The sequence below is a fragment of the Pseudomonas sp. UBA5706 genome (genome assembly GCF_002419965.1).
Lineage (GTDB): Bacteria > Pseudomonadota > Gammaproteobacteria > Pseudomonadales > Pseudomonadaceae > Aquipseudomonas.
In genome coordinates, this window is sequence record NZ_DIHC01000020.1 from 32436 (window position 1) to 46842 (window position 14407).

General features: G+C 60.6%; 11 protein-coding genes. 3 read left to right on the forward strand and 8 right to left on the reverse strand.

What is annotated here, in order from left to right; all coding sequences use genetic code 11:
• Window positions 1–123: 123 nt before the first annotated feature.
• Together B3I26_RS10620 and hutC are read right to left on the reverse strand one after the other, a co-directional pair.
• Window positions 124–717, reverse strand: coding sequence for a HutD family protein (locus B3I26_RS10620; protein ID WP_296257640.1), 594 nt, complete (start codon window positions 715–717; stop codon window positions 124–126).
• Window positions 714–1424, reverse strand: coding sequence for a histidine utilization repressor (gene hutC / locus B3I26_RS10625; protein WP_296257664.1), 711 nt, complete (start codon window positions 1422–1424; stop codon window positions 714–716). The genes B3I26_RS10620 and hutC overlap by 4 nt, the downstream gene beginning before the upstream one ends.
• Before the next feature lie 197 nt (window positions 1425–1621).
• Here hutC and B3I26_RS10630 point away from each other — a divergent pair, with 197 nt between their 5' ends.
• A complete protein-coding gene (locus B3I26_RS10630; protein ID WP_296257641.1) occupies window positions 1622–2986 on the forward strand; it encodes a formimidoylglutamate deiminase in 1365 nt (454 codons plus the stop codon).
• 121 nt (window positions 2987–3107) lie between these two features.
• Here the strand turns inward: B3I26_RS10630 and B3I26_RS10635 are convergent, their stop codons facing one another.
• The 6 genes from B3I26_RS10635 to B3I26_RS10660 form a co-directional block, all read right to left on the reverse strand.
• A complete protein-coding gene (locus B3I26_RS10635) occupies window positions 3108–3695 on the reverse strand; it encodes a lipocalin family protein (protein WP_409522081.1) in 588 nt (195 codons plus the stop codon).
• Window positions 3692–3946, reverse strand: a complete 255-nt coding sequence (locus B3I26_RS10640) for a hypothetical protein (RefSeq protein ID WP_296257642.1) — start codon at window positions 3944–3946, stop codon at window positions 3692–3694. The genes B3I26_RS10635 and B3I26_RS10640 overlap by 4 nt, the downstream gene beginning before the upstream one ends.
• 331 nt (window positions 3947–4277) lie before the next feature.
• Window positions 4278–5288, reverse strand: a complete 1011-nt coding sequence (locus tag B3I26_RS10645) for a class 1 fructose-bisphosphatase (protein ID WP_296257643.1) — start codon at window positions 5286–5288, stop codon at window positions 4278–4280.
• Between the two features lie 180 nt (window positions 5289–5468).
• Window positions 5469–6860 carry a DUF3999 domain-containing protein gene (locus B3I26_RS10650; RefSeq protein WP_409522082.1) on the reverse strand — a complete coding sequence of 464 codons (1392 nt, stop codon included), beginning with the start codon at window positions 6858–6860 and terminating at the stop codon, window positions 5469–5471.
• A complete protein-coding gene (locus B3I26_RS10655; protein WP_296257644.1) occupies window positions 6857–9733 on the reverse strand; it encodes a DUF2339 domain-containing protein in 2877 nt (958 codons plus the stop codon). The genes B3I26_RS10650 and B3I26_RS10655 overlap by 4 nt, the downstream gene beginning before the upstream one ends.
• A 252-nt stretch (window positions 9734–9985) precedes the next feature.
• A complete protein-coding gene (locus B3I26_RS10660) occupies window positions 9986–12469 on the reverse strand; it encodes a glycogen/starch/alpha-glucan phosphorylase (RefSeq protein ID WP_296257645.1) in 2484 nt (827 codons plus the stop codon).
• 299 nt (window positions 12470–12768) lie between these two features.
• Between B3I26_RS10660 and pip the strand changes: the two genes are divergently transcribed.
• Window positions 12769–13740 (forward strand): prolyl aminopeptidase, encoded by a 972-nt coding sequence (gene pip / locus B3I26_RS10665; RefSeq protein WP_296257646.1) that lies wholly within the window; start codon window positions 12769–12771, stop codon window positions 13738–13740.
• Window positions 13741–13859: 119 nt separating this feature from the next.
• Window positions 13860–14297 carry a D-aminoacyl-tRNA deacylase gene (gene dtd, locus B3I26_RS10670; RefSeq protein ID WP_296257647.1) on the forward strand — a complete coding sequence of 146 codons (438 nt, stop codon included), beginning with the start codon at window positions 13860–13862 and terminating at the stop codon, window positions 14295–14297.
• Window positions 14298–14407: the final 110 nt, after the last annotated feature.

Genomic DNA, 14407 nt, shown 5'->3' on the forward strand with positions numbered 1-14407 from the left:
TGCCGGGAACCGGCAGTAAAATCCGCCACCTCGGTTGTATCTGATGCACCGCACTGACAGAATTTACCGACCCACCGCTATCGCTCGCCTGCTCGCGGACGACTACGCCCTCGTATCAGAAGCTTAGACTGCGTTGAGCTCCACCACGCAAACCCGGCTCGCACGCGGCGCATAAATCACCACTTCCAGCAGCGCACCTTCAGCATTGTCCAACTGTAAACAGTCATGCCGCTCCAGCAACTGCGGCGGATGTTCACCCACATTGGCCGCCACCTGCTCGGCAGCGCTGAACACCACGAACACATTGGCCGAGCTGAAAAACCGCTGCGGTTGCAGCACGTCGATCCATTGCAACCGCGCCCGATAGCGGGTAGGTGCGTAGATCAGATTGAAGTCGCGAATCGGCCCGTCCAGCAATGTGCAGGACACCTGGCTGTCGCCGCTGAAGGCAAACGGATCGGACGGCAGCAACGCTTCGCTTTCGCTGCCGTCGATAGTGAGCGTCATGCCCGCGCCTTGCAGCACCGTGATGATGCGCAGGTAACCGGGAAAGACCGAAAACCCGCCCGACTCGCCAATGTCGGCAATCGACAGGCGCCAGCCGAACCCGTCCAGGCCCTGGCCTGCGTCGCGGGAGATCTCCTCGGTGCTGCCACCGCCGTTTTTCCACGGCATGCGCGGGTAGTTGGCGGCACGCAGAACATCCAGTCGGGTCATTTGCTGAAGCGTCCTTCCAAACGATGGCGTGAGCCGGGGTGAATCAAGCGCGCGGCGGTTACCGGTTGGCGGCCCGACCAGGTGCGACGGCGCACCAGCAGGCAAGGTTCGCCCTTTTCGATCTGCAGCAGCTTGCACTCCTCGGGGTCGGCCAGAATGGCCTCGACGACGTGCTCCCCCTCGGTCAATGGCGCGACCTGATTGAGATAAGCGTAAGGGGTCTGTTTAGTGAAGTCCTGCTGCAGATATTCCGGAGCGACCAGCGCATTGACGAAACGGTCCTCGATTTGCACGGGAATGTCGTTTTCGAAATGCACGATCAGCGAATGAAACACCCTCTGGCCTTCACGCATGTCCAGGGCCAGCGCGCGCTCGGACCCGGCAGCCTCTTCACAGAGGATAATGACCTGGCACGTGTGGGTATGGCCGCGAGAGGCGATTTCATCGGCGATGTTGTGCACTTCGAACAGTGCGGACTGAGTCTTGGGTTCGGCGACGAAGGTCCCGACGCCCTGCATGCGCACCAACATGCCTTCGGCAGTCATCTCGCGCAGTGCGCGGTTGATGGTCATGCGGCTGAAGCCGAGTTGGGTCACCAGTTCGCTTTCGGATGGCACGCGGTGATGTGGCGGCCAGGTCCCGTTCTGAATTTGCTGGGTGATCATTTGCTTCACCCGGGCGTAGAGCGGCGCCGGACTGTCACCCATCTGGGCGGCCAGCGGAGAATTGGCAGGCGGAGTCGGCACAGAAAAATCCTTTGTCAGGCATGGGCTATCGATGAATGAATAAGCTGGAACAGCGCCCACGCTAACCATTAACGCGAGTGCCGACAAGCTTGGCGCAGTTTACCGGGCAGGCAAACGTCTGTATATGTATAGACAATTTCACGCATGGGGTGCGAAGCATGTCCGTTTTCTTTGCCGAACGAGCGTTATTGCCGGCTGGCTGGGCTAATAACGTGCGATTCGAGGTCAGCGCTGAGGGTTTTCTGACCAGCATTCAGGTCGACGCCGATCAGCAGGGCGCGGAACTGATCAAGGGTACGCTGGTGCCGGGCATGCCGAACCTGCACTCGCATGCGTTTCAACGGGCGATGGCCGGGTTGGCGGAAGTGGCAGGCAACCCCAACGACAGCTTCTGGACCTGGCGCGATCTGATGTACCGGCTGGTCGGCCAGATCAGCCCGCAGCAGTTGGGTGTCATCGCGCGTCAGTTGTACATCGAAATGCTCAAGGGCGGTTTCACCTCGGTGGCCGAATTTCACTACGTGCATCAAAACCGCGATGGCAAGCCGTACGCCAACCCGGATGAGCTGGCGTTGCAGGTCAGTCAGGCGGCCCGCACTGTCGGGATCGGCATGACGCTGTTGCCTGTGTTGTACAGCCACTCCGGTTTTGGCGGCCTGGTGCCCAATGAAGGGCAGCGTCGGTTCATCAATAGCACCGACAGTTATCTGGATCTGCAGTCGCGCCTGGGCCCGATCATCAGCACGCAGCCGGCGCAGGCTCTGGGGCTGTGTTTTCACTCACTGCGCGCCGTCACCCCGCAGCAGGTCAGCGAGGTGCTGGCGGCTAGCGATAAGCAATGCCCTATTCATATCCATATCGCCGAACAGCAGAAGGAGGTCGAAGACTGCCTGAACTGGAGCGGTCGTCGTCCGGTGCAATGGTTGTATGAAAACGTCGAGGTCGATGAGCGCTGGTGCCTGGTGCATGCGACTCATGTTGAGGCCGCTGAAGTGGCATCGATGGCCAGCAGTGGCGCGGTCGCGGGCTTGTGCCTGACCACTGAGGCAAATCTGGGCGACGGAATTTTTCCGGCAGTGGACTACATCGCTCAGGGTGGTCGCTGGGGGATTGGCTCGGACAGCCACGTTTCACTCAGCGTGGTGGAAGAGCTGCGTTGGCTGGAGTACGGGCAACGACTGCGTGATCAGCGGCGTAATCGGCTTTATCGCGCAGATCAGCCGATGGTTGGCCGGACGTTATACGACGCAGCGCTGACCGGTGGCGCCCAGGCGATGGGCCAGCCGATCGGGGCGCTGGAAGTCGGTAAGCGCGCGGACTGGCTTGTACTCGATGGCAACGATCCATATCTGGCCACGGCCTGGGGCGATGCGATTCTTAACCGCTGGTTGTTCGCGGGGGGCGATCGTCAAATACGCGATGTGATGGTCAACGGCCGCTGGGTGATCCGCGAGGGCCGGCATGCCGATGAAGAACAAAGCCGTCGCGCGTTCGTTCAGGTGTTGCGCGAGTTGCTGGGGTAACGGCCGCATCGTAAGTCGAAACGCGTTTTCTGTAGCCGCCCGGCCTGCCAGCGGTGGCGATTTCTAGAGCGCCACCGCTAGCGGGCCGTATTGCTGCACAGGTCTATGTTCGCAGCAGAAATCAGTTCACGACCTTGGCAATCCTCGAGTCCTCGATCCGCCAGATGAGTCGGGTGGTGTCATACCCCTGCTGCTGCGCCTTCATCAACAGCTCGTTGCGCACCGAGTCGGACACATGGGCCGTGCGCGACAGCAACCACAGGTATTTGCGGTTAGGATTCCCGACCAGCGCCACTTTGTAGTCGTCGCTGACGTCCAGCACCCAATAGTTGCCCTTGGCGACGCCCGGCAGCAGGCGCGAGAACCAGTTGTCGAAGACCACCCACAGTTTGTCGGTCTTGCCTTCGACTTGTGGCGAGGCCGTGCCGGTTGCCTCTTCCCATTTGCCCTGCAGCGTGCGGCAGCGGTTGGTCACCGCGATGTTGCCCTCATCGTTGAGCTTGTAATGGGCCTCGGACTGCGCACAGTTGCGCTGGAAGAACATCGGCATTCGTGCCAGCTCGTACCAGGTGCCCTGATAGCGCTTAAGGTCAACATGCCCCTCGGTCCTGGGGGCCATGGGGTCTGCTTCGGGCTTCACGGCGCAGGCGCTCAGCCAAACTGTGGCCAGGGCGAGCACCGCAAGGCGCACTAAGTGACGCACGTTCATTCGAGCCCCTGATTCGAATACAGGACGACCTTGTCCGCCGCGTACTGGACGCTGATGAACGCTTTCTGATCACCCCAGGTGCAACTCGACATCCCCAGCGCGCCCGAGCATTGCGTCGGTGTGCCGAGCAACTGCTCGACTTGCGCCTTGGGCATGCCGGCCGAGAGTTTCGAATAGTTTTCCAGCGTGACCTTGCTGCATGCGGCAAGCAGCACGCAGAAGGACAGTAACGCGATAGAGCGCAAAGACATGGGTGAAGCTCCTGAAGCGAGAAAGGCGCCGTGGTGGCCGATTATGCCTTGATCGTGCCGTGAGCGCAGAGCGCTGACGTGGTGCCGCAAGCTTGGAAGAGAAAGGGGGGGTGGTTGCGTGGGGAAGGACTTGCGCCGAGATCTGCCGCTGAATCTGCACGGAAGGCATCCTCCAAAAACCTCGATTCCTCCGAAGCAGGCATTTATCCAATACCGTGTGGCAGTGGATAAATGCTCAAGCCGCTCGATCAGCTGTCAGGCAGCGGCAGGTGTTTAGGGTAATTCGGGCGGCCCGAATCACGTCTGGAAACGCCCTGCTAACGTTGCCAACTTACGCCTGGTGGTACGACGTGACGCGTTCGACTTCTTCTTTCGAACCCAGATAGACCGCCACACGCTGGTGCAAGCCTTCAGGCTGGATGTCGAGAATGCGCTGGTGACCATTGGTGGCCGCCCCGCCTGCCTGTTCGACCAGGAACGACATTGGGTTGGCCTCGTACATCAGACGCAGCTTGCCGGGCTTGGAAGGCTCGCGAGCGTCGCGCGGGTACATGAACAGACCACCACGGGTCAGGATGCGGTGTACATCAGCAACCATCGCGGCAACCCAGCGCATGTTGTAGTTCTTGTTCAGCGGACCCTCTTCACCGGCCAGCAGCTCCTCTACGTAACGTTTGACCGGCGCCTCCCAGTGACGCTGGTTGGACATGTTGATAGCGAATTCCTGAGTGGACTCCGGGATCTGGATGTCTTCATGACTCAACACGAAGCTGCCCATTTCGCGATCCAGGGTAAAGCCTTTGACGCCGTCACCCAGAGTCAGGACCAGCATTGTCTGCGGGCCGTAGATGGCGTAGCCGGCAGCAACCTGTTGGGTGCCTGGTTGCAGGAAGGCCTTCTCGTTCAGGGCTTCGTTCTGGCTCAGGTATTCGTTAGGGCAACGCAGCACCGAGAAGATGGTGCCAACCGGAGCGTTGATGTCGATGTTGGACGAGCCGTCCAGTGGGTCGAACACCAGCAGATAGGCGCCTTTGGGGTACTTGCCCGGAATCTGGTAGGCGTTGTCCATTTCTTCGGACGCCATGCCCGCCAGGTGACCGCCCCATTCGTTGGCCTCGAGCAGGATTTCGTTGGACATCACGTCCAGCTTTTTCTGCACTTCACCCTGGACGTTCTCGGTGCCCATGCTGCCGAGCACGCCACCCAAGGCGCCTTTGGAGACTGCGTGGCTGATTTCCTTGCACGCACGCGCCACCACTTCGATAAGGAAGCGCAGATCGGCAGGCGTGTTATTGCTGCGGGTCTGCTCGATCAAATAGCGACTCAGGGTAACGCGGGACATGGAGAGCTCCGAAGATGGGGAATAAAAAACGCGCACAGTTTAACGCGTGTAAGGACTTATTACTGCCAGTCAGACCGGCTCTGTAGTGATTGAGTTCACGAGCTACATGAGCGTATTCCGTCAAGCGTGACAAGTTGACGGGCGTCTGTGGCGTTTTCCGGTTGCAGGATCGATTCAGCTTTAGCGTTTGGTGTTCGATGCGCGCAATGTGCCAACCGCCATCCACCCCAGAAAAATAACCCCCAGGACCAGCACACCCCACAAGCCGATTCGTTTCCAGTCCGGTTTGGCAACCACCGGCGCAGCGGGCGCTGGCGCAGGCAATGCCACGGACGGCGTCATCAACTGCGCGCTGCCCAAGGTCGCCAGTTTGTCTGGCGTCACCCCCGGCACCAGCGTGCTGAGCGGCAGATTCGCCCCCTCGATGGTAGCGTTGCCGATAGCCACGCTGTAAGGCGGTGCGCCGCGCCCCAGAAACACCAGTTGTGTGGCGCGTACAGCGAAGCTGAGGTTGGGCGCGTCTTTGCCCAGACCGCCACCGCGCTCATCCACTTCGAGCTTCAATTGCTGCACGGTGGTGCCAGGCAGTTCCATCTCGTTCTGCACCACGTCCTGGCCGTTCTGAGTCAGGCGATAGAGCAGGCCGCTGTCGATGATCTGCCATGGCGCATTACTGTCGTGGCGCGCAGAGAGCGTGGCGGGAGCGAGGCTGTTGGGCTGGGTAATGTCGACTTTCATGCGCTCCAGCGGCAACGCCACCGGTAGTTGCCAAATGTACACGCCAGGCTTTTCGACCGACCCTGCGATGGTCGGCGACCAGGTCAGCGGCAACACGCCAGGCCGGGTGCTGACCAACTGCGCGGACGTCAGGGTAGGTGCCGATTGCGGTGAGCTCCATAGCAGTCGCAGGTAGCGAGCGCTGCGGCCGGGCAGTGTCACGACGCGCTGCTCGACCAGTTCGTCAGCGAACGATAGACGCGCCACCTGACCTTCGCCCCAGCGTGTCCAGTGCTGCAGGTCGTCGCTGGCTTCGATGAGGAAACGCTGGAAGCCCTCGCGCTCGGTGCTCCAATCGAGAATCAGCTGGTCCAGCGGGGCGTTGATCGCACTGGTGTCCAGCAGCCAACCGCGCAGGATTTCTTCGCCTGCCTCGATTTCGCCTTGTGGCTGAACCTCGACCAAGGTCCCATTGGGAGTGCGTTCAACGCGGATTTTTGGCTCGGCGTCCCTGGCGTCGTCGCTGTTATACAGCGGGAACCACTTCACCGAAACCGACGTTTGGTCCTCTGCCCGCTGCGGCTGGCCGGAGGTCAGCGCATAGGGCTGGGCCTGGCCATCGGCGTTGAACACGCGGATGTCATTGAGGTTGCTTTGGCGGGCATTCAATTGCACGGCCAACGGCAGCTCGAGGCGATACCACGGTCCTTCGCCACTGACCTGAAGCGGCAGGTGGCTGGCAAAATCGTCTGGCAGATCCTCGGCCTGACTGAACAGCGCTGCGCACAGCATCGACCCAAAAATGGCGGCCTTAACGACGGACTGACGGCTCAACAACTGACTCCTGCTTCTCATGGCAAAGCCGAGTCCGCAGGCGCGACGTCAGGGGACGAGGGGGCGCGGATCGGATTTTTCGGCGGCAATGGTGCGAAATATCCCACTACGAGCAGCAGAATGCCAACGCCGATAAACGAGACGATTCGCTCCAGCCCGCCGCGGTTGCTCAGTTCGACGAAGAACAGCTTGGCGACGACGATGCCGATCAGCACCGCACCGACGATCCACACTTCGCGCCGTGCACGCAGGTGTCCGCCGATCATCAGGGCCAGGGCCATCAGTGTCCAGACGATGGATAGACCGGCCTGCACCCGCATCGACTCCAGCAGCGCGTCGGCGTCCCACGGCACGTTCGCCCAGTGATGAGCGGTGCGCATGACCATCGCCGTGACCAGCACGAATACCGACGCGCCGGCAATCGCCAGTGCCGCTTTGCGTGCGTACTCTGGGCCGATACCCAATTGTGGCAACTGCTGGCGCGTCCAGCTGAAAATACCGGCAAGCGTAATCAAAAGTCCCAGTTCCAGCGGGTTGATCAGCGGGATATAGGGCAGGGGATCGGCCGCACCTTCGCTCAGGCCGTTCGCCAGCCAGAACCACACCAGCATCAATACCGCCAATGGGGCGGCAGCCCAGACGCGGTAGGCGCCAGGATACGCGGCGATTGGCCAGGGCCAGCGGCGTGGCGTATTCATCGCCAGCAGGTACAGACTCGGCAGCAATGCCCAACCCAGCCAGCGCCATGCATTGTAGGAATCAGACAGCACCAGCAGCCCGTAACGCAAGTCAAGCGACAGCACGCCAATGATTAACCAGCATCCGAGCACATGGGCAGCCGTGCGCAGACGAGGTTGCAGCATGCCGTCTAGCTGTTTAAGCGACAGCAGATGCACCGCGAACACCGCAAGCCAGCCCAGCCAGCCCCAGTCGGCGGCGGGGTCGTAGTAGGCATTGAACAGCATAAGGCTCAACAGCACGAAACTGGCCGGGGTCAGCAACGTGCATAATTGCGCCAGACCCGACCATCTCAGTCGTAACGCCGCCATGGTCCACAGGCCCACGCTGGCGGCGCCCAGCAGCAAGAGTGTCGGTATTTCCCGAGCGCCCGGCACGTAATAGGTACTGACACAGAGCGCTACCGACCACCATAACGCACCCCAGATCAACAGCGCGGGCTGCAAGACCCGTTCGCTGAAGGCCAGACGCAGTGTGCCGATGCGCTCGACCGTAAAGGCGCTGGTCAAACCGGCGAGGGAGATGATGAGTGGCGTCCAGAAGTCCCCATGATTGAAGCTCGACGCGTAACCCAACCCGTGCCAACGATCCACGATGCCGAGAAACGCGAAGCCCGCGCCCGCTTGCAATAACAATCCGAAAAAACGCGCCAGCAAGCGATTCTGACGCATGCCCAGCCAGAACACCGCGGCACCTTCGATCGCCCACGCGACCGTGGTCCATTGCGCGCTCAGGCCCAATGGGATCGCCAGTGTTGCGAATACCACGCCCAAAGCCAGGCAGGTTTCTACCAACAACAATGCCCGGCCCGGCGCACGTCCGGCGAGAACCCTGGCGATGCCCATATAGAGAAGGCCCAGCACCAACGCACTGAATGCCGCACCGAACTCAATGTGCTGGATGATCGCGTATTGCAGCCCGAACCCGGCGATCGGCGTACCGAGCAGCAGGCTGCCATCGACGTAATGACTTTGCTTTGCCGACCAGCGGAGCATGGCCTCGCGGCCAGGCTGTTCGGGGCCGTTGGCGTGCTCGCGTAACTTGCGCCGGGCGAACAGCAGCCCGATGGCCAGATACATCAGGAAAAACAGGATCAGGAACGGTTCGGTGCTCCAGAACAACTCTGGCGTATAAGACTTCAAGCCCCATGCGCAGCCGATCCCGAAAGTGCCGGCGAAGCCGATCAGGTTCAACGCACGCCAAGCCTTAAACCAGGCAATGGCGAAAATACCGCCGTTGAGCAGAGCGAAGTAGCTGAACAACGCGACGTGACTGCCCTCGCCGGTGGAGGTGAGCAAGGGCGCGACAAAACCGCCCAGTGCTGCCACGCAAGCCAAGGCCAGGGAGTTCTGCGTCAACGCCAGGATGGCCGAGAACACTGTGACCGCAATCAGTAACCCCAGGGCCATGCCCGGCGCCAGCAGGCTGTGGACTTTCATCGCGGCGAAGACCGTCAGGTACAACACCGCCACGCCGGCCCCTTGCAGCATCAGGGCGAATGACGCATTGCGATGGCGCAGCCACCACCCCAGGCCCAGCAAGGCCATGGCTGTGGCCGCGACCCCGGCATAACGCGCCTCGATGGGCACGACCATGCCTTCGGTGGCGTAACGCAGCAGGAACGCCAGCCCGAGAAACAGCAGCACCACGCCAACGCGCAGCACCGTGTTGCCGCCGAACAGCCACTGCTTGGCGCGCAGCAATGCGCTGTCGAACCTGTTTGACTCGGTCGGCTGTCTCGGTTCGGAGGGCGTATGGGGGGCAGAGCGCACGGTTTGCGAGGCGGCGGGACGATTCCAGTCGGAATCGGAGTCGGCGACGATTGGGGCAGGGGCGGGTTCGAGGTCTGGAAGATCCCAGAGCAGTTCAGGGCCGGTGTCGGCGACGGGCTCGATGTGCAGTGCAACGGGCACCGGTGCGTCAGGCATTTGCGCCGCAGCTGAATCGAACTGACTCAGACGCTGTTCAAGGGCTTGCAGGTCCATGCGGGTCTTGGCGAGTTCGGCTTTCTGCGCCGCCGCCTCGCGGGCCAGCGACGACAGGCGCAAACTCAACCCCAACGCCAGCCCGACCCCTGCGCCCACGGCCCCGCTCATCAGTGACTCGTCCAGCACTGCTCCGATCAACAGACCTGCCAGCAAAAGAATCCATTGCACGCGACGACATCCCGTTTCTGCCGCTAAACGGCGATGGCGAGGAGTATATCGGGCATAGGAAAAGAGAAAACAATTTGTGTTGCAGGCGAGAAGTGCATCACCGAAGGCACGCCGAGGCCGGACGGTTGCAGATGATCGTCGTACTCGTGGATCTGCAGCTCAATCCAGGCATGGCTTACCAGCGGAGCGTCTTTGGGAGCGCTGCCGCTGGCGGGCCGGACTGCTACAGGATTTGATTACGGCACGCTGTCCTCAATCCAGCGCGTGCCAAATCTCGTTCGCGTACTCGCGAATGGTCCGGTCCGAAGAGAACCAGCCCATGCGCGCGGTGTTGAGTACTGCCGAGCGCCACCATTCCTTACTCTCGTGCCAGCGTTTTTCGACTCGCACCTGGGCGGCCCAGTACGATTCGAAATCCGCGCAGACGAAGAAGCGGTCGTAGTTGATCAACTGCTCGATCAACCCAGCGTAACGATATGGATCATCCGGCGAGAACACGCCGCCACGAATTGCCTGCAGCACATCATTCAACCGGGGTGAGGCAGCGATGTCGTTGTGCGCATTGAATTCGCCCGCATGTTTTCGCGCTTCGACTTGATGAGAAGTCATGCCGAAAATGAACATGTGCTCAAGCCCGACTTGCTCGCTCATCTCCACGTTGGCGCCGTCCAGCGTGCCGATGGTCAGCGCGCCATTAAGGCCGAACTTCATGTTACTGGTGCCTGAGGCTTCGAGCCCTGCAGTGGATATCTGCTCGGACAAGTCAGCGGCCGGGATGATGCTCTCGGCAAGGCTCACGTTGTAGTTAGGGATAAACACCACTTTCAACGCGCCGCGCAGGGTCGGATCGTTGTTCACCGTGCGGGCGATATCGTTCGCCAGCTTGATGATCAGCTTGGCCGAGTGATAACTGGCCGCCGCCTTGCCTGCAAAGATTTTCACCCGTGGCGCCCAGTTGGTGCTTGGGTCGGCACGCATGGCCTGATACAGCGCTACGGTGTGAAACAGGTTGAGCAGCTGGCGCTTGTACTCATGAATCCTTTTGACCTGCACGTCGAACAGCGCTTCGGGGTTAAGCGTGATGCCCAGGCGATCCTGAACGATGGCGGCCAACGCTTTTTTGCTCTGCAGGCGCTGGTCTGCAAACGCCTGCTGGAAGGTTGGGTTGTCGGCCAGCGGCTCGAGTCCGAGCAGCGCGGTTTCGTGATTGTCCAGTACTTGCTCGCCCAATTCCTTGACCAGCATCGATGTCAGCTGCGGGTTGGACTGGAACAGCCAGCGACGGAAGGTAATGCCGTTGGTTTTGTTATTGATCCGATCCGGATAAAGCTTGTGCAGTTGCGCGAACACTGTCTTGCGCATCAGTTGCGTGTGCAGTGCCGACACGCCGTTGATGCTGTGTGAGCCGATGAATGCCAGGTTGCCCATGCGCACGCGGCGGCCGTTGTCTTCTTCGATCAGGGACACGGCGCGCAGCAGGCCGAACAGGTCCGGGTCATCCTTGTGCTCCAGGCGCACGTTGTCGATGTGCTGGGCGTTGATCATGTAGATGATCTGCATGTGGCGCGGCAGCATGCGTTCCATCAGGCCGACCGACCAGGTTTCCAATGCCTCTGGCAACAAGGTGTGGTTGGTATAGCCCAATGTGCCGACGGTGATGCGCCAGGCTTCGGCCCATTCCACGTCGTACAGGTCGATGAGGATACGCATCAGCTCGGCGACGGCGATCGAGGGATGCGTGTCATTCATCTGGATCGCAGCGTGATCGGGCAGGCTGTTGATGGTGTAGCCCATGTTCTTGTGGCGGCGCAGCAGGTCTTGCAGCGACGCCGAGACAAAGAAGTACTCCTGGCGAAGACGCAGCTCCTGACCCGCTTCGGTGCTGTCGTTCGGGTACAGGACGCGCGAGATACTTTCAGCCCGTACCACCTCCGCGACGGCACCGACGTGGTCACCGGCATTGAAACGCTCAAGATGCAGATCTTCAACCGCCCTGGCACGCCACAGGCGCAGCGTGTTCACCGCCTTGCCGCGCCAGCCGACCACCGGGGTGTCGTAGGCAATCGCGCGCACGGTTTCCCCTGCGGTCCAGATCTGCCGGGTTTCGCCAGAGGCATCCAGCACCGGAGCGCCGGTAACGTCGAGCACCGGCTGCACGCTGCCGCCAAAGCCGATCTGGTAGATCACCTCCGGGCGCTCGAACTCCCATGGGTTGCCGAAATCCAGCCAGTTCTCGGTCTGTTCCTGCTGCCAGCCGTCGACGATGGCCTGGCGAAACAGGCCATGCTCGTAGCGAATGCCATAGCCATGCCCGGCAATGCCCAGCGTCGACATGCTCTCCATGAAACAAGCGGCCAGGCGACCGAGGCCGCCGTTGCCCAATGCGGCATCGGGTTCGAGCGTGCGGATGACGTCCAGATCGACCTTCAGATCCTTGAGCGCTTCACGGGCGATGTCCATGATGCCCAGGTTGCTCAGGCTGTCGAACATCAGGCGCCCGATCAGAAATTCAAGCGACAGGTAATACACGCGCTTCTTTTCCTGCCGATAGATGTAGCGCGTGTGGTTCATCCACTTCTCGGCCATTTTGTCGCGGGTGGCCAGGGCTATCGCCATGAACCAGTCATGGTCGAACGCATGGTCGGGGTCCTTACCGACGGCAAACTCGAGCTTGTTGAGCACAGCTTCACGAAAGGCTGCCACTTCAGCGTCACGAACGTTGGGTTCCAGAGACATCAGGTACGACCTCAAGTTGGTTGGACGATTGAATGGGGTTGGTTGACTGTAGGGCGTGTCAGCGGATATGTCCTCTCAAATGGATGAACGTCCGCTGTCACGACTCCGGTTTCGACTCAGACCGCGCGCTCAGGTTCGCCGACGCTTTATGCCGCCAGGCGTTTTTACAGGCTTGCATTGATCGTTCCAGTTCGCCGGATCGGCATGCGAGCTTACGAACATGATCATTTGCCAATTCGGGTTTATGATGCCCAACGGCAGATAGATAGAAGCCCCTGAATTGGACTTATGGAGCACCTATGCAGACTTTGTACCCACAGATCAAACCCTATGCCCGGCACGATCTGGCAGTGGAAGAGCCTCATGTGCTGTATGTCGATGAAAGCGGCTCGCCGGAAGGCTTGCCGGTGGTCTTCATCCACGGTGGGCCGGGCGCGGGATGCGATGCGCAGAGCCGTCGCTACTTTGACCCTAACCTGTACCGCATCATCACCTTCGATCAGCGCGGCTGCGGCCGCTCCACCCCTCACGCCAACCTCGACAACAACACCACATGGCACCTGGTCGAAGACCTGGAGCGCATCCGCAAGCACCTGGGCATCGACAAATGGGTGTTGTTCGGCGGGTCGTGGGGCTCGACGTTGGCGCTGGCTTACGCCCAGACACACCCTGATCACGTGCATGCCCTGATCCTGCGCGGCATCTTTCTGTGCCGACCGCAGGAGATCAAATGGTTCTATCAAGAGGGTGCCAGCCGCCTGTTCCCGGACTACTGGCAGGACTACCTGGCGCCGATTCCCCAGGATGAGCGCGGCGATCTGCTGACCGCTTTCCATAAGCGGCTGGTGGGCAGCGACCAGATCGCCCAGATGCACGCCGCCAAGGCTTGGTCGACCTGGGAGGGCCGCACCGCGACGTTGCGTCCGAACCCGCTGGTGGTAGACCGTTTCTCCGAGCCGCAGCGCGCGCTGTCCATCGCCCGTATCGAATGCCACTACTTCGCTAATAATGCATTCCTTGAAGAGAACCAGCTGATCCGTGACATGCCCAAGATCGCGCATCTGCCAGGGATCATCGTGCACGGCCGTTATGACGTGATCTGTCCGCTGGACAATGCCTGGGAGCTACACCAGAACTGGCCGAACAGCGAACTGCAGGTGATTCGTGACGCAGGGCATGCGGCGTCGGAGCCGGGCATTACCGACGCGCTGGTACGCGCCGCCTCCCAGGTGGCTCGGCGATTGCTGGATCTTGCACCGGAAGAGGCGTAACCAGGATCGCGAAAAGGATACTTGCAGTCCGGGTTGCCGGCGGCAGCGATTTGCAGCGCACTATTGCGCTAGCCAGCAACGCCGCTGTAAGGCCTGGGCATTGCGGTGTGAGGTATTGAATGAAAGGTTTACTCCAGCGGGTGCGCGGTGCACGGGTTGATGTCGCAGGCGAAACAGTCGGCGCCATCGATCAAGGTTTGCTGGTGCTGGTAGGGGTAGAGCCCCAAGACACCCGCGCCAGCGCCGACAAACTCTTGCACAAGCTGCTTAACTATCGGGTGTTCAGCGACGCCAACGGCAAGATGAACCTTTCCTTGAGCGATGTAGGCGGCGGCTTGCTACTGGTGTCCCAGTTCACGCTTGCGGCAGATACGCGCAGTGGCATGCGGCCAAGCTTTTCCAAAGCAGCGCCTCCGGCACTCGGCGCGGAACTGTTCGAGTACTTGCTGGCACTGGCCAAAACCTCGCACGCAACGGTTGCTTCGGGCCAATTTGGTGCGGATATGCAGGTGCAGTTGGTCAATGATGGCCCTGTGACATTTTTGCTGGAGAGCTAGCGCGAACGTTTTAGTGCAGACCCCCGAATTTCTTGGGCAAAAATGCCACAAATACTTTGTTTCTCCTGATGCGTTGTAACGCGGGCTACTGGATAATCGCGCGCTACGAA

What these genes read in the sequence shown, in the direction of transcription:
- B3I26_RS10620 (WP_296257640.1), bottom strand. Translation starts at nt 717, where the DNA reads ATGACCCGACTGGATGTTCTGCGTGCCGCCAACTACCCGCGCATGCCG.
- hutC (WP_296257664.1), bottom strand. Translation starts at nt 1,424, where the DNA reads ATGGGTGACAGTCCGGCGCCGCTCTACGCCCGGGTGAAGCAAATGATC.
- B3I26_RS10630 (WP_296257641.1), top strand. Translation starts at nt 1,622, where the DNA reads ATGTCCGTTTTCTTTGCCGAACGAGCGTTATTGCCGGCTGGCTGGGCT.
- B3I26_RS10635 (WP_409522081.1), bottom strand. Translation starts at nt 3,695, where the DNA reads ATGAACGTGCGTCACTTAGTGCGCCTTGCGGTGCTCGCCCTGGCCACA.
- B3I26_RS10640 (WP_296257642.1), bottom strand. Translation starts at nt 3,946, where the DNA reads ATGTCTTTGCGCTCTATCGCGTTACTGTCCTTCTGCGTGCTGCTTGCC.
- B3I26_RS10645 (WP_296257643.1), bottom strand. Translation starts at nt 5,288, where the DNA reads ATGTCCCGCGTTACCCTGAGTCGCTATTTGATCGAGCAGACCCGCAGC.
- B3I26_RS10650 (WP_409522082.1), bottom strand. Translation starts at nt 6,860, where the DNA reads ATGAGAAGCAGGAGTCAGTTGTTGAGCCGTCAGTCCGTCGTTAAGGCC.
- B3I26_RS10660 (WP_296257645.1), bottom strand. Translation starts at nt 12,469, where the DNA reads ATGTCTCTGGAACCCAACGTTCGTGACGCTGAAGTGGCAGCCTTTCGT.
- pip (WP_296257646.1), top strand. Translation starts at nt 12,769, where the DNA reads ATGCAGACTTTGTACCCACAGATCAAACCCTATGCCCGGCACGATCTG.
- dtd (WP_296257647.1), top strand. Translation starts at nt 13,860, where the DNA reads ATGAAAGGTTTACTCCAGCGGGTGCGCGGTGCACGGGTTGATGTCGCA.